The following is a 16626-nucleotide window of genomic DNA, read 5'->3' as shown; positions in this document are numbered from 1 at the left end:
GTCACGCCCGACGCTTGCAGCGACGCAAGGTCCGACGCGCCGCGAGGAGGTTGCTTGCTGCTGCGACAGCTCGAGCCCCCACGACGTCCCCGACCTGCACGAGAGCAGCGCGTCGCCGGGCCCTGCACGCTGCGGCAGCTTGCGAGCGCGAGCCACCTACGATCCGTCCTCCGCGACGCGCACGATCGCCGCGGACGAGCTCCTCGCCAGCGCCGTCGCTGCTGCGCTGCGCAGCAGCCGCGCCGCCTCGCAAGCACGGCCATCGACGCGGACGAGGTCATCACCACCGCCCTGGCGCCGCGGATCGAGCCCGCGATCTCTGCCGTACTGCGAGCGTCAAGACGCGCCGGCAGCTCCTGTCCACCTCGCGGGTCTGTCCTCCGCACCGACGCCGCGAGATCCTGCACCGCAGCACCCGCAGTGACCCGCTCACAGCGTCGACGACGCGCTCGCCAGCGCCGGCAATTCGCCGGCTCGCGGACTGCCCCCATGGGGTTCACCGCCCACCCCACGCGCGATTTTTGCCTGTCACGCCGCCGACCCCCTGCCTCGTCGTGCCTGCATGAGTCACGCGACCGACCCTTCCCGCGACGCCGCGCGCGAGCGCGCGCTCATCCGTGTTCAGGCCGCCAGCGGCGCCCTGTTCGCGCTGTTCCTCCTGGCCCACCTCGTCAACCAGATGTTCGCCGCCGCCGGGCCCGACGTGTACGACGAAATTCAGGGCCGGCTCAGGACGGCCTACCAGGCGCCGCTCGTCGAGCTCGCGTGCGTCCTCGGTCCGCTGCTCGTGCATATCGTCGTCAGCGTGTGGCGAATGGCCCGACGGCGCCGGCGCGGCCAGAAAGCCTCCGATCACCCGCGAGCGCGCTGGCAGCGGATCACCGCGATCGTGCTGCTCGTCTTCGTGTTCGGCCACACGCTCGCCACCCGCGGCGCCTCTCTGGTGTATGGCGTGTTCCCCGGCTTCGACGGCGTCGCCTACACCCTCGTGTGGTTCTTCGCCTATTTCTTCCCCTACTATTTGCTGTTCTCGCTCGCCGGACTTTATCACGGCCTCAACGGCCTCGCCCTCGCCCTGCCACGAATCGGCCTGCCGGTCCCCGCGGCCGTGCGCTCGGGCCGGGTTGTCGCCAGCCTCTGGCTCGTCGGCGCAGCGGCCCTGGTGCTCGGCATGGCCGGCTTCGCCGGCGCCTTCCACGACGTCCGCGACCGCGCCGTCGCCAGCCCCTACGCGCGACTGCTGGTCGACCTCGGCGTCTCGAGCGGCCCGGCCGAACCATCACAGCCGGCGCGCTGACGGCACCTCCGGCGCCGGCGGCTCCATGCATCGACCGTTCACGACCATTCGCACCAGGGCCGGTCAGAGTCCCGTCAATTCGCTGAAATCACCTCACGGTAAATGACGATTGTCCAGCACGCTTCACCGCGCCGCCCGCTCGCCCCGCAGCCCGGCGGCTCGGCCGGACGGCGGCCTCGCGCGGTTGCCAACTCGACGAAGCCGCGCATAGTCGCTGGCCATGATTACCAAGCTCTCTCCGCTGCCGCTCGTCGCCCTGCTCGGTCTGTTCGCGTGCAAGGAGGACGGGGCGACCGCCCACTCCACCATCTCCGACCTGCCCGCGAACAAGAAGGTCTCCGAGCTGAGCGCGGCCGAGCAAGAGCAGCTCTGCGAGGCCACTGCGACCTACTCCGCGCACGAGATCGAGGCGGACGAGATCCGCCGTGCGGTGTGCTCGCTGCAGGGCATCGTGCTCTCGTCGACGTTGCACGACGGCAGCGTCGACGCCTGCATCACCGCCCGCGACGAGTGCCTCGCCGCGCCCGAAAAGCCCGCCCACGTCGAGTCGGACGACAGGACCTGCGCCATCGATTGGTCCACCTGCAAGACGACCGTCGGCGAGCTCGACGCCTGCATCGAGGAGGTCGTCACCGAGCTCAAGTCGTTCTACATGGAGCTCGATTGCGGGAACATCGGCAAGTACAAGGACGAGATGCCGAGCAAGGAGCCCGAGCCCGGCGAGGCATGCCGCCGCGTGCAGACCCAATGCCCGGGCTTCGTCCCCGGCGACCTGGTCTCCAACCCCCAGGCAGCGCCCACTTCCTGAGCCCCTGCGACCCGCCCGCGACCGAAGCACCTCGGCGCCCGCGTCCGCAGCCCTCGACGGGGCGACCGCACTCGCACGCGGACCGCCTCGCGCTGCGTCGAGCCTGGCTCGGTGACTGCGATTCGGCCTCGATGGGGCGCCTCGCGCCGCGTCACCCCGGAACCTGGACGCGGACCTGGCCGGTGGCGATATAGCGTTGAATCGTCCGCGGGCTGATCCGCAGGCGAGTCGCGGCCCGCCTCGTATCGCCGCCGGCCTCGATCAACGTGGCCTCGACGATCTTGCGGACCATCGCGTCGAGGCCGTCGTCGAGCGAGAGCACCAGCGGCCCGGGCGCGACGGCGAGCTCGCCCGGCGCCTGCGCGTGCATGTGCTCCGGAAGATCGTGCAGCCGGACCTGGCGACCGCCGCGCAGCAGGCACAGCCGCTCGATGACGTTGCGGAGCTCGCGGACGTTGCCGGGCCAGTCGTATTGCAAGAGCACCGCGCGCACCGGCCGGGTCAACCGCGGCGGCTCGACCCGGTGGCGCGTCGTCGTCTCGGCGATGAACTGGCGAATGAGCGGCATGAGCGCCGAGCGACGCTCGCGCAGCGGCGGGACCTGCAGGGTCACGCCCTCGATGCGATAGTAGAGATCGGCGCGAAACCGTCCCGCGCGCACGTCCTGGGCGAGCGGCCGCAACGTGGCGCACATCAAGCGCACGTCGGCCTCGAGCTTGGTGGTCCCGCCGACTCGCATGAATCGGCGGTTATCGAGGAAGCGGAGGATCTTCGCCTGCATGGGCGCGGGCATCTCGCCGATCTCGTCGAAGAACAGGGTGCCGCCGTCGGCCGCCTCGACCTTGCCGCGCGCCCGTTCGCTGGCGCCGGTGAACGCCCCTCGCTCGTGACCGAACAACTCGCTCTCGAACAGCGACTCCGGAATCGCCGCGCAGTTGATCGGCACGAAGGGCCCGTTGCGCCGATCCGACAGCTCGTGCGCCCGGCGAGCGAGCACCTCCTTCCCCACCCCGCTCTCGCCGATGAACGTCAGCATCACCTGCTTGTCGGCGACGGATCGCAGCACCCGATCGAGCTTGCGCATGGCGGTGGACTGCAAAATCGGAGCAAAGCGGCGACAGTCTGTCGTTTCTTCGCCATGGCGCGGGCAAAGATACGCCCGTTTCGTCGCCCCGTCCCGGAAATGCACCCCGAAGGCCCCTCGGAGCCCCTGGGCGGCCGAATCCTGCGCGTGGCACGCTTGCTGCAGCCCAGGGGGCGTGACCTGCCTTCAAGGCGCCAAGACGACTCTCGGAGCGGTGTTGCTGATCGGCGCGGGCGCCCGCTTGACCCACGTGGGGGACCTGCTGCGCCGCTTCGGCTTCGCCGTGCACGAGCACTACGGGGTCCCCACCTCCGCCCAGATGGGCGACCACAGCGCCCACGAGCTCCGGCTGGCGGTCGTCGAGGAGGCGCTGTGCATCGGCGCCGGCGTCGACCCGCTCACCCTGCTGCGCGAGATGCCGTCGCAGGCGTCGATCGTGATCGTGCCGCAGTCCGGCTCGCTCCGCGACCAGCGCGCGACCGGCGATTCGACCCGCTGCCGCTACCTCCCGCCCAGCTTCTCGCCGCTCGATCTGACGCTGACGATCGTCGACGCTCTGAAGTGGCGAGCGAGCGGCGCGAACTGACGCGCGACCGCGGCCGCGCGCGCTATGTTCATAGTCCGCGATCCACCGCGCGGAGCAGCGCCCGCGCGCAGGCGTTGCCGCCGCGGACCGCCCCCTCCTGCGAGCCGAAGAACTCCTGCTGCGTCCAGTCGCCGGCGAGGAACAGGTTCTCGACCGGAGTGGCCTGTCGGGGCCGCCGCGTCATCGCCCCGGGCAGCGGGCGGATCAGGTGCTGCTTGTGCTTGAGCACCACCTGCTTGACGACCTTCGCCGCCGCGATCTGCGGATGGGCGGCGCCGAGGTCGGCGAGCACGTGGGCGACGATCGCCGCCTCCTCCCAATCCATGAGCGGATCGGCGGGGCTGACGATCACCGAGATCCGGCTGCCCTGCGCGTAAGGATAGGTGTAGCGCGACTGGTCCTGATACACCGGGCAATTGCTGCCGGCCACCATCGTGAAGCCGTCGCGTCGGGTCACCACGCGGTCGAACCACAGCTGCACCGAGATCGCCGGCGCCGTCGGCAGATCGAGGATGTCGGCGAAGAACGGCAGGCCGCGCAGCGGCGTCGGGATCTTCGGCGCGAACAACCAAGCCGGCAGGGCGACCACGTAGATGTCGGCCTCGAGCAGCTCGCCGCCGACGAGCTTGAAGCCGGTGATCGCGCCCGCCTGTTCGTCGTACACGATCTCGTCGAGCGCCACCTTGGTGCGGATCTCGACCCCGCGCTGCTTCAGCCAGGCCGCGAGCGGAGCGAAGATCTGCGAGTCACGCGCGCCGCGATAGCCGCCGAGCCGCGCCCGCAGCGGACGGATGAGCGTCTGATGCGCCCAGCCGAGCAGGTTGTAGGCCGAGAACTGCTCCGCGTCGGTGAACTGGATCGCGCGGCAGAACGGCCGCAGGGCCCGCTCCAGCGCCTGCTGCGAGCCGCTCGCGCGCCGCCACCAGTCGACCACGGTGAGGCGATCGAAGCGCCGCAGCAGCGCCTCCGGCAGCGCGGCCGGGGCCAGCAGCGGCAGCAGGGACAGCTTGGCCAGCGGCCCCAGATAATCGTTGTTGCCGAGCGCGCCGAGCAGCGTGCGCAGCGGCGCGTACAGCGGGTTGGTGCCGAACAGCGCCGAAGGACCCGAGGGCGTCTCGAACCGCAGGTCGTCGGTCCAGTACAGCACCTCGCGCGGCGGCCGGCCGATGTCGCGGAGCAGCGCCCGGATTGTGAATATGCCCCGAGGAACAGGTGAAGCCCCTGCTCGACCCATTCGCCGTCCTGGTCGAGGAAGGTGCTGGCGCGCCCGCCGAGGTAGGGTTGGCTCTCGAGCACCGTGACCGGCAGGCCGGCCTCGGCGAGCTGCTTGGCGCAGGCGAGGCCGGCGAGGCCGCCGCCGGCGATGACGACGCGGGGGTTTTGGCGCGGGAGCATGAACTGTGGGTGTGCCCGAGGATCGCGGCCCGACAAGCCGCGGTCCGGCGAGCGGCGAGGACGCGGCGAGGTCGTCACAATCGGCGCGCGGATCTGCGGCGAAGGCCGCGGGCCGCACGACCGCGGAAAAACCCGGGCAGCGGGCGCGCAGTTCGTTCTCGCGCATGCGACGCGGACAGCGGTCACGACCGCGTACGAGGCCGTTCGCGGGCCTTTCGGCGGGCCTCGTCGTCGCGCGCCGCCTCCGCGTTGCCGCGCGTGTGAAATGGTGCATGACAGCGGCGAGGATCGCCGCGATGTCCGACGCGCCCAACCTGTCCGACGACGACGAGAAGGGATGTCACTACGCGTTGCTGATCATCGACATGATCAACGGCTTCGACTTCCCCGACGGCGAGCGGCTGCGGCCGCAGGCCGAGGCGGCCGCCGGGCGGATCGCCGCGCTGGCAGCTCGCGCGCGCGCGGCCGAGGTGCCGGTCATCTACGTCAACGACAACTTCGGCCGCTGGCGCTCCGACTTCCGCCGCGTCATCCAGCACGTCCGGGGCCACACCGCCGGGGCCGCGATCGCCGAGCGGCTGGCCCCGGCGGAGCGCGACTACTTCGTGCTCAAGCCGCGCCACTCCGGCTTCCTCGGCACCTCCCTCGAGGTCCTGCTGGCCCACCTGGAGGCGCGCTGTCTGATCCTCACCGGCATCACCGGCGACCTCTGCGTGCTGTTCACCGCGATGGACGCCTACATGCGGGGCTTCGAGCTGCGCGCCCCCGGCGACTGCATCGCCTCCGTCGACGAGGCCAACAATCGCCGCGCCCTCGAGCTGATGCGCGAGTCGATGCGCGTCGACACCGCGCCGGCGCAGTCGATCGACCTCCGGCGCGAGTCATGACATTGAGCGGCCGCCGCCGGCGTCGATGCGACGCGCGGGCGGCGGGCCGCCGATCATCGTCACGGGTCGATCGGGTCGCCCCACCACGCCACGCTGCCGAAGCCGGCGAAGCCTTCCTCGTCGTCGCCGACCTTGACCTCGTTGAGCAGCGAGCCGCCGAGGGCCGCGCCCTGGAAGGTCGCGCCGATCTCGATGCCGGTCACGATCCACTGCGGCTCCTCGTCCTTGTAGAGCGAGGCCGGGTCGAGCGAGCCGTTCAGGCCGGGCGGCAGCAGCTCGACGCGGAGCTGGGCCGACTCGGCGTCGAAGAACTGCAGCACGCCGTCGCGGTGCTCGTCGAACTCGAGCCCCTCGGTGACGAAGTCGAAGCCGACGTCGACCTCGAGGCGATCGAGGCATTCGCCCGGGAAGCCCTCGCCGCCGTACTCGGGGTTCATCTCCGAGTCGACCCAGCGGATCTCGCCGCCCTCGTAGCGCAGCTCGACGGACAGCGGCAGCGTCACGCCGCGCCAGGCGTCGGCCAGCGTCAGCGGCTCCTCGGCGAAGGTCAGGAGGGTCGAGCGCGGGCCGAGCTTGTCGGCCAGGAGCCCCTGGGCGGTGTTGCCGAGCGGCGTGTCGGCGTCGACGGCGATGACCGTCGGCGTGTCGATGCACGCCGGGCCTCCGTCGACCGGGCCGGTGGTGTCGCCGGAGCCCTCGGTCGGGTCGCTGGTGCTCGTGTCGCCCTCGGTGGTCGTGGCGATCGGTTCGTCGCCGGTCGGATCGCCGCTGGGGTCGCCCGTGGGGTCGCCCGCGGTCGAGTCGGTGCCGGAGCTCTCGGTGCTCGGCTCGTCGGTCGTGCTGTCGATCGGGTTCTTGTCGGGGTTGCAGGCGAACAACACCGCCAGCGACAGGGCCATGGGGGACAGGTTGGCTTTAATCATGGTGTGCGTTTCAGGTAAGTGGTTAAGCAGGGAGCGGAAGCAATTGACGATAGCATCTGGCCACCGGGGGGCGCAAACACCTATCGACGTGATCGATGCCTCGGCGGGGCCCCTGTCAGCGTTTGCATTTGCGCGGGGGTGCGCGCCGTCGGTCGCACCGCGACGCGCGGGCCATACCAGGGCACGGATGTCGTGGGGACGACGAATGCCGACCTCGGCGGGACATGGTCTCGATGACTATGTACATAGCCCATGGCGAGCCCGACAGCGCGTCGCTTCGGTCCCTTGCCCGACGCCGACGAGCCTCGTGAATCTCGACCGGGCACGCTCGGCATCGCCTCGCGCGTGGGTTCCGTGCGCAGCATCGACGAGCCTCGTGAACTCGACGGGCGAGCTCGCCATCGCCTCACGCTTGGCTTCGTGCGCATCGCCCACGAGCCTCGTGGATCTCGTCTGGCGAGCTCGCCATCGCCTCACGCTTGGCTTCGTGCGCCGCGCCGACGAGCGCCGTGCATCGCGGATGACGACGAACGGGGCACCGCTCCCGTCTATCCGGCTGGCGCGCCCGGCGTGCAGCTCCGCGACGCGCGCTCGCTCCCCGGCGAGGCGTCGCTCCCCGCGCTCTCCGCCCCGGCCCGCGCGCTCGCGGCGGCGCCCCCGAGCGTGGCGTGAGCCGCAACCGCCGCCGCGAGGCCCTCACGAGGTGACTGCGGGGCGGTCGGCCCTCGCGGAGCGGCGAGCATTTTCGCGCGGAGCCCGGCCCAGGCGCGCCGCGGTGCTACGATTTCTCCCCGGAACAGATGCTCCGACGAATCGCAGGAGTCACGCGCAGCCGCTCGCTGGCGGCCCTGTGCGCGTGGTGGTTCGCGTCGGCGCCGGCGCTCGCCGCGGCGGAGCAGCCCGCGCTCGTCGAGTTCAATTCGGACGACCGCCAGGACACGTCGCTCGCCGGTTATCTCTACCGCCCGGCCGGCCCCGGACCCTTCCCCGCAGTGATCGCGCTGCACGGCTGCAGCGGCTTGTTCAGCACCGAATCGCCGAAGCGACTGTCGGCCCGCCACGACGACTGGGCCCAGCGCCTCGTCCGCCAGGGCTACGTCGTGTTCTTCCCCGACAGCTTCCGCTCGCGCGGCGTCGACAACGTCTGCAAGACCCGCCCGCGCCCGGTGTCGGTGGGTCGGCGCGCCCGCGATGTCCAGGGCGCGATCGCCTGGCTCGCGCGCCAGCCCTTCGTCGACGGCCAGCGCCTGGCCCTGCTCGGCTGGTCGCATGGCGCCACCAGCGTGCTGCTGCTCGCGGACCGGCGCCGCCCGCCCGGGGTCGAGGTCCGCAAGGCCGTGGCGTTCTACCCCGGCTGCCAGCGCTTCCTCGCCGATCGCAGCTGGCGGCCGCGGATCCCCCTCACCATCCTCATCGGCGCCGAGGACGACTGGACGCCCGCCGAGCCCTGTCGACGCTTGGCGCAGCGGTTCCCGCGGATGATCGACCTCGTCGAGTATCCGGGCGCTTTCCACGGCTTCGACGCGCCCGCCCAGCCGCTCCGCCCGCACACCGGCCTGGCGTTCACCGCCTCGGGCACCGGCGAGGCGCACGCGGGCACCGAACCCTAGGCGCGCCGCGACGCGATCCGCGAGGTCAAGCTGCAACTCGACCACGCCTTCGCCCGCGACTGACCGCTGGCCATCGCAGCGCGAGACTCATGTCGTGTTCGCAAGACCCCTCGTTCGCGCATTGCGACGACGGCGCCGGCGAACAACCATAGGCGCGCCGCGACGCGATCCGCGAGGTCAAGCTGCAACTCGACCACGCCTTCGCCCGCGACGGACCGCTGGCGATTTCAGCGCGAGACTCATGTCGTGTTCGCGAGACCCCTCGTCCGCGCATTGCGACGACGGCGCGGACGAACCTCGCGTCCCGCGAGCCTTCTCGATTTATCATTGCGGTGACCGACGTCGCCCGAATCACGCCATCGATTCGTAGCCGAACCAGTGAGCGAGGAACTGCCCGAACGAGTCGTACTTCCACCAGAACTCGTAGCGCCGGTCGCAGCCGAGCACGCGAGGTTCGCGGCCGGGCCGCAGCACGAGGACGTGCTCCTGGCTGCCCGACATCGGCAGCTCGAGGCTCGGGGCCTCGGCGAGGCCGCGTTCGGGGAGCAGGTCGATCCAGGCCGCCAGGAGCTCCGCGCCCGAGGGATCGGCGGGGTCCTGCGCGCCGTCGGCGGACGTCACGAGCCACCGCGCCAGGATCTCGCGCAGCGGGCTCAAGTTCAGGCGTGGCGCCGCGAGCGGCGCGGACGGGTCGAGCAACGGCAACCACGCGGCGTCGTAGGCGAGCCACGCGGCGAGCTCCGCGGGCAGCTCCGAACCGTCGGGCAGGCGCAGCCGGGCGAGCGCCGCGGGCTCCAGCGGGCGCGGGTCGCGATAGATCTCGTACCACGACCTCCCGACGTCGCCCTCGCTGCGGAGACGCTGGATCACGTCGTCGACGGTCATCATGCCGGCTACGTACCACGAAACGCCGCCTGCAAGAGCGCCCAATGTCCACAGCGCCCGACCCGCGGCCCCGGCTCGTCCGATTCGTCGGTCGGGTCGACGATTCCGGCGCCTGTCGCCGCGTGTGTCTCCGACGACTCTCGCGCAGCGGGCCGCCGGCCCCGAGCCTGTCCTGTGATTGACGAATCGCGGCAGTCTCCGACGACCCGCAGGTCGGCGCACGGACCATCGGGTCTCCGTCTGCGGGCCTTGGCGCGCGCCGGGATTCCATCTCGCGGCGTCTCGGCCTAAGGTCTCCGGGTGCCGAGAATTCGACGTGCCGTGAGCTCCTGCGCCCTTCTGCTCCTCGCCGGTGCGGCCTCGTCGGCGGCGGCGGCCGAGCCGCTGCACGAGCCGTTTCGGGTGATGACCTACAACGTCCGGCAGGTCAACGCCGCCGACACGGGCGCCTATACCTGGGAGAACCGCAGCCCCGGCGTGATCGAGGTCATCGCCGACAACGACCCCGACATCTTCGGCGTCCAGGAGTCGAGCAGCAAGATCATTCAGGACGACCTCGTCGCCGCCTTCGACGCCGCCTACGACAGGTTCCAGCCGACCAACGGCAGCCCCAAGACCATCTTCTTCCGCCGCGCGCGCTTCGAGCGACTCGTCGTGCCGCCCGAGGACGGCCAGGGCAACATCAGCATCCCCAACCCTTACCCCGAGGATCACGCCTGCTTCGACAACGCCAACGGACGCACCGCCGCGTGGGTCAAGCTGCGCGACCTCGTGTCCGGACGCGGCTACCTGATCGTCAACGCCCACGTCGCCCACGGCAACGCCTGCTATGAGGCCCGCAACCTCGCCGCAGACGCCCTGCACGCGCTGATCGGCGCCCAGTCGGAGGGGCTCGGCGTGGTCCTGTTCGGCGACCTCAACTCCGATCCGCAGACCGCCGGCGCCTCGGGTGACGACGACATCGTCGAGCTGCTCGAGGCCCTGCAAACCACCTATCGGCTCGCCCGCTCGGCCCGCCACTCGGGCGAAACCTCCGCCGACACCGCCACCTTCAACAGCGCCTGGAAATCTCCCAGCAACAACTTCTCGCGCCTCGACTACATCTTCACCAAGATCGCCGACGCCACCACCTACCACCAGCTCGTCGATCGCCGCGAGGTCGACGGCATCACGCCCTCCGATCACTTCGCGGTGCTGGCGACCATCCGCACCGCCCCCTTCGGCCCCGATCCGCTGATTGACGACAGAGGCGACGCGTCCGGGGCCGCGCTCGCCTTCGCCGACGTCACCGGCGACGGCGCGGCCGACAAGCTCGTGTGGAAGTCCGGTGACGATCTCCTGCGCGTCTATCCCAGCGACGGCACCGGCCAGTTCGGCGACCCTGTCATCGGCGCCGCCGTCGACGCCGGAATGTGGTTCGCCGACGTCGACGGTGACGGCTGCGCCGACCGCATCGAACGGGACGCCGACGGCGGCGCCCTACGAGTCGGCCGCGCCCTGTGCGACGGCAGCTTCGCCGCCTCCGCGGACAGCGGTGACGTCGTCGACGGTGCGGGCGCTCGGCTGTACTTCGCGCGGATCGACGCCGACGCCTGCGCCGACCGCATGGCCTGGGATCCGGGCGCCCTCGACGGACGATCCCGGGTCGCGCTGTCGCGCTGCGACGGCGAATTCGACCCCGAGCTCGTCAACGACGACCCCGGCGCCAGCACCAACACCGACGCGCGGATGGATCTCGCAGACGTGAACGGCGACGGCCTCGCCGACAAGATCGTCTGGGACCCCGATGCCGTCGAGGGGCGCACGCGGGTCTACGCCGGCGTCGGCGACGGCACCTTCACGCTCCTCGCCGAGCACACGGGCGGCACCAGCGGCGTCGCCGCCTCGCGCTTCTTCCACGCCGACGTCGACGCCGACGGCCGCGCCGACAAGCTGTTCTGGCGCTCCAGCTTCCGCCAGGGCCACCCGCAGCTGTATCTCGGCAGACCCGACGGATTCGACCCCAGCCCGATGATGGTCAACGCCGGCCCGAGCGAGTCCGCCGACAACCGCTACTTCCTCGCCGACATCGACGCCAGCGGCTCGCACGACCTCATCGCCTGGGACGCGGGCAAGGGCGGCGCGACCCGGGCCTACCTCGCCCTCGTGCACGCGCCCGCCCCACCGGACCCGCCGCCCGACGACACCACGGGCGGCGAACCGGCCACCACCGGCGAGACACCGACCACCGGCGATGCGCCCACGACGGGCGATGGCCCATCGAGCACCGGCGACGAAGCATCGACGACCGACGCGAGCCCGCCCGCGACCACCGACGCGGCGAGCAGCACGGCCGGCGCCAGCGACAGCGGAGGCGCGACCGAGGGCAGTGAAGCCGGCTGCGCCTGCACGCAATCCGGCCGCCCCGACCCCGCCGGCGCCGCGCTGCTGCTGTTCGCGCTCGGAGCCCGCCGCCGACGCCGCCCGCAGTGACTTGTCACCGCGAGCTCGAGCCCCGCCGACGCGTTCCTGATCGGCGGGCTCGAACCATGCGATCCATCGACGCCCCCTCGACGAGGTCGAGCGCTGCCAACCCATGTGCTCGAATTCCGCGAGCGGGGACCTCCTACGTACCGCGAGCTCGAGCCCCGCCGACGCGTTCGTGCCCGGCGAGCTCGAACCACGTGAATCCATCGACGCCCCCGCGACGAGGTCGTGCGCTGTGAGCATCCCGCGTCGCGGCGGGCAGACCACGAGATCCGGCAGGAGGCACTCGACCCCGACCTGCGCGCGGAGATCGCCGTCTCGCCGCGGAGCCTCAACCTCGCTTCGCCGGCCCGATGTCCGGCAAGAACCAGGTCAACAGCCCGATCGCCGGCAAGAACGAGCAGACCGTGAACACGAACTGAATGCTCGTCGCGTCCGCGAGCTGCCCGAGCAGGGCAGCCCCGAGCGCCCCCGCGCCGAACGCAAAGCCGAAGAACACCCCGGCGATCATCCCGACGCGTCCGGGCACCAGCTCCTGCGCGAACACGACGATCGCCGAGAACGCCGACGCCAGCACCAGGCCGATGATCACCGAGAGCACCTCGGTCCAGAACAGGTTCGCGTGCGGCAGCAGCAGCGTGAACGGCAGCGCCCCGAGGATCGAGGCCCAGATCACGTACTTGCGACCGACGCGATCGCCGACGGGGCCGCCGATGAAGGTGCCGGCCGCGACCGCCGCCAGCAACACAAACAGGTGAATCTGCGCGCTCTGGACCGAGACCCCGATTTGTCGATCAGATAGAACGTGTAATAGCTGCTCAGGCTCGCCAGGTAGATGTTCTTCGAGAACACCAACAGCACCAAGACGATCAGCGCCGTGCGCACCTTGCCGCGAGGCAGCGCGCCGACGACGTTCGCGCGCGTCTTCAGGTGGTCGGCGATCTGCCCGCGGTACCACTTGCCGACGCCGATCAGGATCGTCATCGCCGCCAGCGCCGTCACCCCGAACCAGGCGATGCTCTGCTGCCCGTAGGGCAAGACGATGTACGCGGCCAGCAGCGGCCCCGTCGACGAGCCGACGTTGCCGCCGACCTGGAACAGCGACTGCGCGAACCCATGACGGCCGCCGGACGCCAGCCTGGCCACGCGCGACGACTCGGGGTGGAACACCGAAGAGCCGATGCCGACCAGCGCGACCGCCAGCAAGATCGTCGCGTACGCCGGCGCCACCGACAGCAGCAACAGCCCGACCAGCGTGAACGCCATCCCGATCGGCAGCGAGAACGGCTGGGGCCGCCGGTCGGTGAACGCCCCGATCAGCGGCTGCAGCAAGGAAGCGGTCGCCTGGTTGGCGAACGTGATCAGGCCGATCTGCCCGAAGTCGAGGCGATAGGCGTCCTTGAGCAGCGGGTAGACCGCCGGCAGCACCGACTGCATCAGGTCGTTCATGCCGTGGCACACGCTGATCGCCGCCAGCACCCCGAGGGACGGCGTGGGTATGCGGGGTGACACGGTGCTCACGCGGCGCGGAGTATATCGACCCCGACGACCGCGGGCGCGGCGCAGCTCGGCTTCTCGCGGCGAGCCGAGGGTGGCCCGGGAGCCCACCGCAGGCGTGGCCTCGACGCGACCAGAGCGCCACCGCGGCCGCGCGGGACCCAAATAAAAAGCCCCCTTCTTACGAAGGGGGCATAGCGCTGGCGGCGTCCTACTCTCCCACAGGGTCTCCCCTGCAGTACCATCGGCGCTGGAAGTCTTAACGACCGAGTTCGGGATGGGATCGGGTGTGGCCCTTCCGCTATAGCCACCAGCAAAACTTGTCGACGAGCGGCGAGGAGAGATGACGGCGGAGCCATCGAATCGCCTCGCAAGAGATCGTGCTGTGAAGTGAGCTCCGATTTGGAGCGGGCCATTACGGCCTTTGTGCAGGTGTCGCTCGGAACCTCGGACTGCAAACCGCCACACGGGACGGTGCCCAAGGTCAAGCCGAACGGTCGATTAGTACCGGTTAGCTCCGCGCGTCGCCGCGCTTCCACACCCGGCCTATTAACGTCGTCGTCTACGACGGACCTTCAGGGAATCCTCATCTTGTGGTTGGCTTCCCGCTTAGATGCTTTCAGCGGTTATCCGTTCCAGACATGGCTACCCGGCGATGCTCTTGGCAAAACAACCGGAACACCAGGGGTCTGTCCATCCCGGTCCTCTCGTACTAGGGACAGCTCCACTTCAAGATTCCTGCGCCCACGGCAGATAGGGACCAAACTGTCTCACGACGTTTTGAACCCAGCTCGCGTACCGCTTTAATTGGCGAACAGCCAAACCCTTGGGACCTACTACAGCCCCAGGATGCGATGAGCCGACATCGAGGTGCCAAACCACGCCGTCGATGTGAACTCTTGGGCGTGATAAGCCTGTTATCCCCGGAGTACCTTTTATCCGTTGAGCGATGGCCCTTCCATTCAGAACCACCGGATCACTAAGGCCCACTTTCGTGCCTGCTCCTCTTGTATGAGTCGCAGTCAAGCTCCCTTATGCCTTTACACTCTTCGGCTGGTTTCCAATCAGCCTGAGGGAACCTTTGCGCGCCTCCGTTACTCTTTCGGAGGTGACCGCCCCAGTCAAACTACCCACCAGGCAGTGTCCCGGACCAGGCTCACTGGTCACGGTTAGGCTTTCAGACTTCTCAGGGTGGTATTTCAACGTTGGCTCCGTGGAACCTAGCGGCCCCACATCATAGCCTCCCACCTATCCTACACAGACAAGTCCGAAAACCAGTGCCAAGCTGCAGTAAAGGTTCACGGGGTCTTTCCGTCTTGCCGCGGGTACGGGGCATCTTCACCCCGATTTCAATTTCGCTGAGTCCCGGGTCGAGACAGTGGGGAAGTCGTTACGCCATTCGTGCAGGACGGAACTTACCCGCCAAGGAATTTCGCTACCTTAGGACCGTTATAGTTACGGCCGCCGTTTACCGGGGCTTCGATTCGATGCTTCGCTTGCGCTGACATCTCCTGTTAACCTTCCGGCACCGGGCAGGCGTCAGACCCTATACGTCGTCTTGCGACTTCGCAGAGTCCTGTGTTTTTGGTAAACAGTCGCTACCCCCGATTCTCTGCAACCCCCAAAGGCTCATGGCGCGAGGCCCGTCACCCTCAAGGGCACACCTTCTCCCGAAGTTACGGTGTCAATTGCCGAGTTCCTTAACCCGAGTTCTCTCAAGCGCCTTGGGATGTTCTCCCCACCCACCTGTGTCGGTTTACGGTACGGTCAGCACAGCGGTACACTTGTACGATGCTTTTCTTGGAAGCTTGGACTCACCGAGTTGTCCGCCTTGCGGCGACCCTCATCACCTCTCGGCGTTGCCCGCGCGTTTGTGGCCAGATGCCTCCTACGCGAGCCGCCTACCGGCTTGAACGACCATCCATCAGGTCGCTCGGCTATCCTCCTCCGTCCCACCTTACAAAACCATCCGTGCTGGTGCAGGAATATTCGCCTGCTTCCCATCGACTACGCATTTCTGCCTCGCCTTAGGGACCGACTAACCCTGAGAAGATGATCTTTACCCAGGAACCCTCGGGTTTACGGCGACCGGGTTTTTCACCCGGTTTATCGCTACTCATGCCAACATCAGCTCTTGTCTGCACTCCAACGCTCGTTTCCGTACGCATTCACCGCGCAGACAATACTCGCCTACCGCCTATCTTTCGATAGACCCGGAGCTTCGGCTCATCACTTAGACCCGTTGAATTTTCGGCGCAGGTTCGCTCGACCAGTGAGCTGTTACGCTTTCTTTAAAGGATGGCTGCTTCTAAGCCAACCTCCTGGCTGTCTGAGCGCTCCCACATCCTTTACCACTTAGTGATGAATTGGGGGCCTTAGCTGCCGGTCTGGGTTCTTTCCCTCTCGGCAATGAAACTTAGCTCTCACTGCCTGAGTGCCAGCCTGTTGTCATCGGTATTCGGAGTTTGGTTGGGTTCGGTAAGATTGTGGTCCCCCTAGCCCATCCAGTGCTCTACCCCCGATGCAAATCGACTGACCCCATACCTCAATATGTTTCGGCGAGAACCAGCTATCTCCCAGTTTGATTAGCCTTTCACTCCTATCCACAGGTCATCCCCCATATTTTCAACTATGGTGAGTTCGGCCCTCCACGCAGTCTTACCCGCGCTTCAGCCTGCCCATGGATAGATCACAAAGGTTTCGGGTCTGTAACCAGCGACTTAGACGCCCTTCTCAGACTTGCTTTCGCTTCGGCTTCGCCTATCGGCTTAACCTTGCCGCTGACCACAACTCGTTGGCTCATGATACAAAAGGTACGCCGTCGAGCTTTGCCTTGCGGCCATAGCTCTCCGACTGCTTGTAAACACACGGTTTCAGATTCTTTTCACTCCCCTCGCAGGGGTTCTTTTCACCTTTCCCTCACGGTACTCGTACACTATCGGTCACCAAGGAGTACTTAGCCTTGGAAGATGGTCCTCCCAGCTTCAGACAGGGTTTCTCGTGTCCCGCCTTACTCGGGGAATCCCTAGGGCTGCTCGAACTTTCGCATACCGGGCTCTCACCGTCTATGGCCGGCCTTCCCAGGCCGTTCTGCTAGCTCTTACAGTCCCATGTCGGGCCCCCACAACCCCTGCAGGAAACCTGCAGGTTTGGGCTAATCCGCATTCGCTCGCCACTACTAGCGGAGT

General features: G+C 68.4%; 10 protein-coding genes, 2 rRNA genes and 2 pseudogenes (1 of these 14 cut by a window edge). 6 read left to right on the top strand and 8 right to left on the bottom strand.

What is annotated here, in order from left to right; all coding sequences use genetic code 11:
• Positions 1-562: 562 nt before the first annotated feature.
• On the top strand, positions 563-1297 hold the full coding sequence (locus OV079_RS00570) for a succinate dehydrogenase/fumarate reductase transmembrane subunit (RefSeq protein ID WP_267765613.1): 735 nt from the start codon (positions 563-565) through the stop codon (positions 1295-1297).
• Between the two features lie 220 nt (positions 1298-1517).
• Positions 1518-2105: a hypothetical protein gene (locus OV079_RS00565; protein ID WP_267765612.1), complete on the top strand. Its 588-nt coding sequence runs from the start codon at positions 1518-1520 to the stop codon at positions 2103-2105.
• A gap of 151 nt (positions 2106-2256) precedes the next feature.
• Here OV079_RS00565 and OV079_RS00560 read toward each other — a convergent pair whose 3' ends face one another.
• The gene (locus OV079_RS00560; protein WP_267765611.1) at positions 2257-3189 is read right to left on the bottom strand and encodes a sigma-54 interaction domain-containing protein; all 933 of its coding nucleotides are present in this window, start codon (positions 3187-3189) and stop codon (positions 2257-2259) included.
• A gap of 214 nt (positions 3190-3403) precedes the next feature.
• On the opposite strand from OV079_RS00560, the gene OV079_RS00555 reads away from it, so the two are divergent.
• Entirely contained in the window at positions 3404-3775 is a 372-nt protein-coding gene (locus tag OV079_RS00555) for a hypothetical protein (RefSeq protein WP_267765610.1), read from the top strand.
• A 28-nt stretch (positions 3776-3803) separates the two neighbouring features.
• Here OV079_RS00555 and OV079_RS00550 read toward each other — a convergent pair whose 3' ends face one another.
• Positions 3804-4922, bottom strand: coding sequence for a hydroxysqualene dehydroxylase (locus tag OV079_RS00550; protein WP_267765609.1), 1119 nt, complete (start codon positions 4920-4922; stop codon positions 3804-3806).
• A 56-nt stretch (positions 4923-4978) separates the two neighbouring features.
• Positions 4979-5170, bottom strand: a pseudogene (locus OV079_RS57020) (FAD-dependent oxidoreductase); the annotation flags it as partial.
• A gap of 296 nt (positions 5171-5466) precedes the next feature.
• On the opposite strand from OV079_RS57020, the gene OV079_RS00545 reads away from it, so the two are divergent.
• The gene (locus OV079_RS00545; RefSeq protein WP_267765608.1) at positions 5467-6057 is read left to right on the top strand and encodes a cysteine hydrolase family protein; all 591 of its coding nucleotides are present in this window, start codon (positions 5467-5469) and stop codon (positions 6055-6057) included.
• A 59-nt stretch (positions 6058-6116) separates the two neighbouring features.
• Here the strand turns inward: OV079_RS00545 and OV079_RS00540 are convergent, their stop codons facing one another.
• Complete coding sequence (locus tag OV079_RS00540; protein ID WP_267765607.1) at positions 6117-6980, bottom strand: hypothetical protein; 864 nt, start codon at positions 6978-6980, stop codon at positions 6117-6119.
• Positions 6981-7780: 800 nt separating this feature from the next.
• Here OV079_RS00540 and OV079_RS00535 point away from each other — a divergent pair.
• Entirely contained in the window at positions 7781-8590 is an 810-nt protein-coding gene (locus OV079_RS00535) for a dienelactone hydrolase family protein (protein WP_267765605.1), read from the top strand.
• Positions 8591-8941: 351 nt separating this feature from the next.
• On the opposite strand, the gene OV079_RS00530 is transcribed toward OV079_RS00535, so the two are convergent.
• Positions 8942-9478, bottom strand: a complete 537-nt coding sequence (locus OV079_RS00530; protein WP_267765603.1) for a hypothetical protein — start codon at positions 9476-9478, stop codon at positions 8942-8944.
• 318 nt (positions 9479-9796) lie between these two features.
• Between OV079_RS00530 and OV079_RS00525 the strand changes: the two genes are divergently transcribed.
• Positions 9797-11947 carry an FG-GAP-like repeat-containing protein gene (locus OV079_RS00525; RefSeq protein ID WP_267765602.1) on the top strand — a complete coding sequence of 717 codons (2151 nt, stop codon included), beginning with the start codon at positions 9797-9799 and terminating at the stop codon, positions 11945-11947.
• A 325-nt stretch (positions 11948-12272) separates the two neighbouring features.
• On the opposite strand, the pseudogene OV079_RS53390 reads toward OV079_RS00525, so the two are convergent.
• From OV079_RS53390 to OV079_RS00510, 3 genes and pseudogenes are all read right to left on the bottom strand, one after another.
• Positions 12273-13462: pseudogene (locus OV079_RS53390) on the bottom strand (MFS transporter).
• Between the two features lie 174 nt (positions 13463-13636).
• Positions 13637-13753 (bottom strand): 5S ribosomal RNA (gene rrf / locus OV079_RS00515).
• Between the two features lie 165 nt (positions 13754-13918).
• A 23S ribosomal RNA gene (locus OV079_RS00510) occupies positions 13919-16626 on the bottom strand (it continues 234 nt past the right edge of the window).

It is taken from the genome of Nannocystis pusilla, assembly GCF_026626665.1.
GTDB classification, from domain to species: Bacteria; Myxococcota_A; Polyangia; order Nannocystales; family Nannocystaceae; genus Nannocystis; species Nannocystis pusilla.
The sequence above is the reverse complement of the archived record's forward strand: the minus strand, read 5'-3'. Positions and strand labels throughout refer to the sequence as shown.